Below are 6,341 nucleotides of genomic sequence, written 5' to 3'. Positions count from 1 at the left end.
CATAAACAAACTAATTCGTCGACTATTTGACACACTGTTGAGTTCTCAAGAATCACACACACACGACGCACCAACCAACCGGTCTTCGCTATCGCGGTCTTGCTGCTTTGTTTCTCAACCTTAGCGCATTCTTTCTGGCCTTCGCAATTCGGCGCTTTTCGCGCTTTCCTGCTCGGACCGAGGTCGTTCGCTTTGGTAGGTGAAACATTAGCGGACCTTTCCGAGTTTCACCAATTCGGTGCGTTTTCGGTGGATCCGGCCTCTCCTGCTCCGGCCGCGAGGACATGAGCGCCAGAAGACCGGCGACACCGTGTCCGCACGAGCGAGGCGGAAGACGTCGTACCTCGGGGCCGGGAGCCCATCCCGCTGGGCTTGCTCCCCGCCGCTCCGAAGCGACTGGAGAACCTTACGTGCTGTCGCGCGGCGTGCCAAATCGACGCAGCGGACGGTTCGTTCCGCCGCGATCACGGGCCTTCGTCATGCTGGAGGCATGGCTCCTCACGGACGTGACGACCCCGAGCTGCCGTACCCGGGAGCCCGCCCGGACGGTTCCTCTGTGCTCGACCGCGACGGCGGCATCCTGCCGGTGGCGCCAGGCGCCGCGTGTGGCTGCGGATGGTGTGTGAGCGGTGGACCGTGCCTCGAGGACTGGCTCACCGAGCGCGGCGCCGCGCGGCTGTGCGAGCGGCTCGCCGTACTCTCCTACGGCCCGAACGCGAGCCCGCAGAAGGTTCTGCGCAACCGCATCGCTCTGCCGGCCGTCAACCTGCGGGCCGATCTCGTCGGGCTGGCCGCCGGACGCTTGGGCTCAAACGCACCACGGGCATCTCCTGCCAGCGAGCCGCGGACGGCTGGGCCGGTTCGGTCTGGCGACCGCCCCGGTCACCGGTCGACGAGCATGGCGACGATCTCGTCGAGGTCGTCCGCCGTACGCCCCGGCCATCCGTGGACGGCCCGGCGCCAGCCCGGCGGGACCGACGCGGCGCCCCAGCGGGCACCGAGCAGACCTCCCGCGATCGCCGCCACGGTGTCGGTGTCGTCGCCCAGACGTACGGCCGCGTGCAGCGCCTCCACGAGATGCCCGCCGCGCAGCGCCGGATCCTCTGGAACGGGCGTGGTCGTGATCGCGTGCCAGGCGGCGCGCAGGGCGGCCACGGTGAAGCCATTGGGGCGCAACGGCAGCGTCTCGAACTCGGCCCAGATGTCGCTCCGGTCGGGCGCGAGGACGTCCCACGCCAGCTCGAGCCTGCCGCCGCCGACAACCCGGCGGATGCTCTCCGACCACACGACGCAGGAGTCGACGGCGAGCGGGTCGGCGTGGGTGAGCGCCGCGACGGCGCGCGCGGCCTGCGCGCAGCCGGCCGGGTCATGGAGATAGGCGAGCGCCACCGGCGACGTGCGCATCAGCGCACCGTTGCCGGCGGAGTGCGGATGCCGGGCCGCGTAGCCCTCGGCCTCCTCCGTCATGACGTGCGCGACTCCTGGCGCTCCCGGCTCCGTCCGCCGGGCGGTGGCGGCGAGCACGTGGCGCGTCTGGACGCCGATGTCGGCCGGGCCGTCGAGGAACCACGTCAAGAAGCCCGAGGCGATCGCATCGAGGCGTTCTGCGAACGTCGCGCCCGCGAGCAGGCCTTCCGCGACGGCGACCGCCATCGCGGTGTCGTCGCTCCACTCCCCCGGCGCGAAGTCGCCCAGTCCCCCGCCGGTCATCCGCGCCGGTTCGTCGGCCGCCGGCGGCGTACCGAACTCATAGGGGACGCCGAGCGCGTCCCCGCACGCCTGGCCCAGGAGTACGCCGGCGGCCCGGTCGTGCAGGTCGGTGCGGCGTCGCGTCGTCATGCTCCGGACCCGAGCTCGCGCGTCTTCCTCACGGACCCTTACTACCGCAATGCTCGGCCGGTCGACGGCAGCGGCGCGCCCCCGCCGGACCTACCGGCGTGAGGCTGCGCGTCGTCACTTCGCTTCGCAGGCGACGTGGTCTTTGTCGCCGTCGAGGTGGCCGCAGCCGAAGGTCGGCAAGATGGCTCGAAATGACCACGCTCGCGACACGGACCACGTTCGCGAGCACCCGCAGGAGACCTGGCGGCTGGTCCTTGCTCTCGAAGGGGGCGTCTGCGCGCCCTCACAGCGCATGCGACGCTCAGCGCTGGAAGGGGCTGTACTTCGCCGCCGCGACCGCCTTGCTGAGGACGAACGGCGAGGCCTGGTCCTTGAGCCAGGGTCGGCCGAACCAGAGGTAGCCGTCGAGGTACGTGCGCGCCACCGTGCGCAACGCCCACGTCTGGCCGGTGCCGGCATCGGCGACGCGCCAGGTCGGCCTGATGCCGAGCGCGTTGCAGACGGTGTCCGTCATCGACCGGCAGTTGGCGGAGTTGTCGAAGAAGCCGCCCTTGGACTTCGGGTGGCGGGCGTAGAACTGGTCCATCGTGAACGGGCGCCCGTTGTCGGCGGTGTCGATCACGAAGTGCGTGCCCTTGACGCCCTTCGCCGCGAGCGCCGCCACGATGGCGGCACCGTGGCTGATGTCCGCGGATGTCGCGCTGTAGTGCGTCGCCCCGAGTGCGAAGCCGCGTGCGTAGGAGACGCCCGTGTGCGCCAGCAGGTAGGCGGCCTGGTCGGCGTTCAGCCAGTCGGCATCGCCGGCGTCGAGGTAGACGGTCGCACGGTGGTTGTGGTCGTGGATGTACTTCGTGGCCCACGCGACCAGCTTCATGCGGGTCGCGGTGCCACCTGTCCACATGCTCTTCGGCTTGCCGGGGCGGTTGAACAGGAGCGCCTGGTCAGGCTCCATGATGATCGCGACGCGGGAGCTGCCGATCTCCTTGGACACCCCGGTGATCCACGCCTTGTAGGTGGCGACCTGCGCGCTAGTCAGCGCCTTGGTCTTGTTCTTCTCGCCGCCCTGGACCGCGAACATCCCGAACAGCGCCATCTGCACCAGCGAGTTCGTGTCGCCGTTCTGGAGCTGCCGGATGTAGTCGCGCACGACCGTCGGACGTGTGGCCGGATTGGAGTTGTTGGCCGTGAACCACAGCGCCGTCGGCTGCGTGGCGATCCGCCCCAGGTAGGTCCTGGTGGAGCCGGTGGCGTGCTGCCAGTGGTAGAGCACATTGCGGTTGTACTGGTTGTCCCAGAAGCCGTTGTTCACCGCCCAGGTTCCCCCGACGAGCGGGTTCGTCCGGTTCTGCGCGTACGCCGCGCCGGTGATCTTCTTCGGAGCAGGGACCGCGGTGGTGCCAGCCGCCTCGGCGCCGACGCCGGCCGCGGCGAACGCCGCTGCGCCGATGGCGAGAGCGGTCAGCACAGCGCCGAGCGCGCGACGTGACGGCAGGATGCGCAAGGGGTGGGGCATCACGATTCTCATTCCTCGGGCGCGACGGCCGCGAGAAGTCCGGCGATCGCTCGATAGATACCCGAAAGATTTTACGTACGCCGGGCGCGTCGCGCGCAGGAATGCGAGATCCCGTGCTAAGGACGAGGGTGGATCCCGCCACGATGGACGGCACCGCACCGCGCAGGCGTGCGGAACGCGACGCGGGCCTGTGACTGTCAAGGGTGGGTTCGACGGCTTCGGGACCCACCACACCGAGGTTGATAACGGCCGGTCGCAGGCGTCGGATCAGGCGGCGATGAGTGAGCCGATGAGGGCCTCGACCCTGGTCTTGATCTCGTCGCGGATGGGCCGCACGGCGTCGATGCCTTGTCCGGCGGGGTCGTCCAGCTTCCAGTCCTCGTAGCGCTTGCCGGGGAAGAATGGGCACTCGTCGCCGCACCCCATGGTGATGACGACGTCGGACTCTTGGACGGCTTCGGCCGTGAGGACCCTGGGCTGCTCGGTGGCGATGTCGATGCCGTCTTCGGCCATCGCTGCGACAGCGACAGGGTTGATCCGGTCGGCGGGCTGGGAGCCTGCGGAGACGACCTGGATGCGGTCGCCTGCGAGGTGTTGGAGGTATCCGGCGGCCATTTGGGAGCGGCCTGCGTTGTGGACGCAGACGAACAGGACGGTCGGCTTGATGGAGTCGGTATTGGCGGGCATCGGGCGCCTTCTTCCGGGCAGGGCTCTCAGGCCGGGGTCGGGTAGTAGCGGTGGCGTAGCCACAGGGCGACGTAGACCAGGGCGACGAGAACGGGAACTTCGATGAGCGGGCCGACGACTCCGGCGAGAGCTTGCCCGGAGGTGACCCCGAAGACGCCGATGGCAACGGCGATGGCGAGTTCGAAGTTGTTCCCGGCGGCGGCGAAGGCGAGCGTGGTCGTGCGCTCATAGGTCATGCCGAGGCGCTTGCCGAGGAAGAACGAGCCGACCCACATCAGGGCGAAGTAGGCGAGCAGCGGCAGGGCGATGCGGGCTACGTCGAGGGGCTGGTTCGTGATGGTGTGCCCTTGAAGCGCGAACAGCACGACGATGGTGAAGAGCAGTCCGTACAGCGCGGCAGGGCCGATGCGGGGCAGCAGTCGGGTCTCGTACCAGTCGCGGCCCTTGGCCCCTTCGCCGAGTGTGCGAGTCAGGAAGCCCGCCACGAGCGGGATGCCCAGGAAGACGAGGACTGACTTGGCAAGGCCCCACACGGACACGTCGAGGCCGGCTATCTCGGGGAGGTGAAGCCAGCCCGGGAGGACCTGGAGATAGAAGTAGCCGAGCGCGGCGAAGGCGATGATCTGGAAGACCGAGTTGATGGCGACGAGGATGGCGGCGGCTTCGCGGTCGCCGCACGCCAGGTCGTTCCAGATAAGGACCATGGCGATGCAGCGGGCGAGGCCGACGATGACGAGGCCGGTGCGGTAGGCGGGCAGGTCCGGCAGCATCAGCCAGGCCAGGGCGAACATGACCGCCGGGCCGAGGACCCAGTTGAGCACGATGGAGGCCGCGAGCATCCGCTTGTCGGCGGTGACGTGCCCGAGTTCGTCGTAGCGGACCTTCGCCAGCACCGGGTACATCATCACGAGCAGGCCGATGGCGATGGGCAGTGAGACCGACCCGACCTCGACCTTCGCCAGCGCGTCGTCGAGGCCGGGGATGGCACGGCCGAGGAGGAGTCCGAGGCCCATGGCGGCGATGATCCACACCGGCAGGAAGCGGTCGAGGGTTGAGAGGCGCTGCAGGACCGGGGCCTCGGCCGAGGCTTCGACGGTCTCGTGGACGGTGTCGCTCATCGGCATTCCGCGCTCGGGGTGACGGCGTCGCCAACGATGCCGGCCCCGAACAGGTTCGCGACCGCCGCCAGGGCCTCCGGGCTGACTCGGTAGTAGACCCAGGTGCCGCGCTTTGACCGGTCGAGCAGTCCAACCTCGTGGAGCACCTTGAGGTGGTGGCTGATGGTGGGCTGGGACAGGTCGAAGGCGTCGTTGAGGTCGCACACGCACGCTTCGCGGTTCTCATGGGCGGCGACCAACGACATGAGCCGGAGCCGCACCGGGTCGGCGAGTGCCTTGAGGAGCGGCGCGATGCCCTCGGCTGTCTCCTGCGAGAGCGGGGTGGACATCAGTGGTGAGCAGCAGGCGACGGTCTGCACCGGAGTCAGTTCAATCATCGACACGCATCTATGTTGACAGACATCTATGTCCGCGACAACGTCGCATATCGAGATCCATCAATAAGTGCCCGGAGGCTTCCGATGTCTCGCATCCAACTCGCCCTCAACGTCGAGAACCTCGACGAGTCCATCGCGTTCTACTCGACCCTGTTCGGAACAACGCCCGCGAAGGTGAGGCCCGGCTACGCCAACTTCGCCGTCGCCGAGCCGCCGCTGAAGTTGGTCCTCATCGAGAACCCCGGACAGGGCGGCAGCATCAATCACCTCGGCGTCGAGGTCGCCGACACCGACACCGTCGACGCCGAGCAGACCCGCCTGCATGAAGCCGGGTTCGCCTCCGTCGACGAGCGCGACACCGTCTGCTGCTACGCCAAGCAGGACAAGTTCTGGGTCGAGAACTCCCCCAACGGCGAGCGCTGGGAGGTCTACACCGTCCTCGCCGACAGCCCCACCTTCAACGCCACCAGCGAGACCGGTGCCGGCTGCTGCAGCACCGACGCCAACACCGTCCAGGACCTGCCCCAACCCGCCGCCACCGCCTGCTGCTGAGGTTCTGCTGAGCCCGATGGTGCTGCGCGGCGACCTGGGTGCTCGGACACCGTCAGCCCCCACCGTCCGCGCAGCACTACCCGACCTCTTGACTAGCGCGAAGCGGCGAACGCCCCGCACCGACTCTCTCGGTGCGGGGCGTTCGCCGCCTTCAGGCCAATTTCAGCGCGCGCGCCGATGCCGAATCGTGCGACCGCGTCATGCCAATCTCACGAGAACTGGCTGCCGATTCGTGCGCATCCGCCGCCAATTCTG

The 6,341-nt window shown here is 68.5% G+C and carries 6 protein-coding genes; 1 reads left to right on the top strand and 5 read right to left on the bottom strand.

Features of this window, described 5'->3' with window-relative positions; genetic code table 11:
• Window positions 1-882: 882 nt before the first annotated feature.
• From AB3X52_RS17500 to AB3X52_RS17480, 5 genes are all read right to left on the bottom strand, one after another.
• Entirely contained in the window at window positions 883-1,839 is a 957-nt protein-coding gene (locus AB3X52_RS17500) for an ADP-ribosylglycohydrolase family protein (RefSeq protein ID WP_367995382.1), read from the bottom strand.
• Between the two features lie 301 nt (window positions 1,840-2,140).
• Window positions 2,141-3,352 (bottom strand): glycoside hydrolase family 6 protein, encoded by a 1,212-nt coding sequence (locus AB3X52_RS17495; protein ID WP_367995381.1) that lies wholly within the window; start codon window positions 3,350-3,352, stop codon window positions 2,141-2,143.
• Window positions 3,353-3,619: 267 nt separating this feature from the next.
• Window positions 3,620-4,039, bottom strand: a complete 420-nt coding sequence (locus AB3X52_RS17490; protein WP_367995380.1) for an arsenate reductase ArsC — start codon at window positions 4,037-4,039, stop codon at window positions 3,620-3,622.
• 26 nt (window positions 4,040-4,065) lie between these two features.
• Window positions 4,066-5,157 carry an ACR3 family arsenite efflux transporter gene (arsB, locus tag AB3X52_RS17485; RefSeq protein WP_367995379.1) on the bottom strand — a complete coding sequence of 364 codons (1,092 nt, stop codon included), beginning with the start codon at window positions 5,155-5,157 and terminating at the stop codon, window positions 4,066-4,068.
• Window positions 5,154-5,534 (bottom strand): ArsR/SmtB family transcription factor, encoded by a 381-nt coding sequence (locus AB3X52_RS17480; RefSeq protein WP_367995378.1) that lies wholly within the window; start codon window positions 5,532-5,534, stop codon window positions 5,154-5,156. The genes arsB and AB3X52_RS17480 overlap by 4 nt, the downstream gene beginning before the upstream one ends.
• An 84-nt stretch (window positions 5,535-5,618) precedes the next feature.
• Between AB3X52_RS17480 and AB3X52_RS17475 the strand changes: the two genes are divergently transcribed.
• Window positions 5,619-6,086, top strand: coding sequence for an ArsI/CadI family heavy metal resistance metalloenzyme (locus AB3X52_RS17475; RefSeq protein ID WP_367995377.1), 468 nt, complete (start codon window positions 5,619-5,621; stop codon window positions 6,084-6,086).
• The last annotated feature ends 255 nt before the right edge of the window (window positions 6,087-6,341 follow it).

Source organism: Nocardioides eburneus (genome assembly GCF_040838215.1).
Taxonomy (GTDB): Bacteria; Actinomycetota; Actinomycetes; order Propionibacteriales; family Nocardioidaceae; genus Nocardioides; species Nocardioides eburneus.
This window is presented reverse-complemented; position numbering and strand designations above follow the sequence as displayed.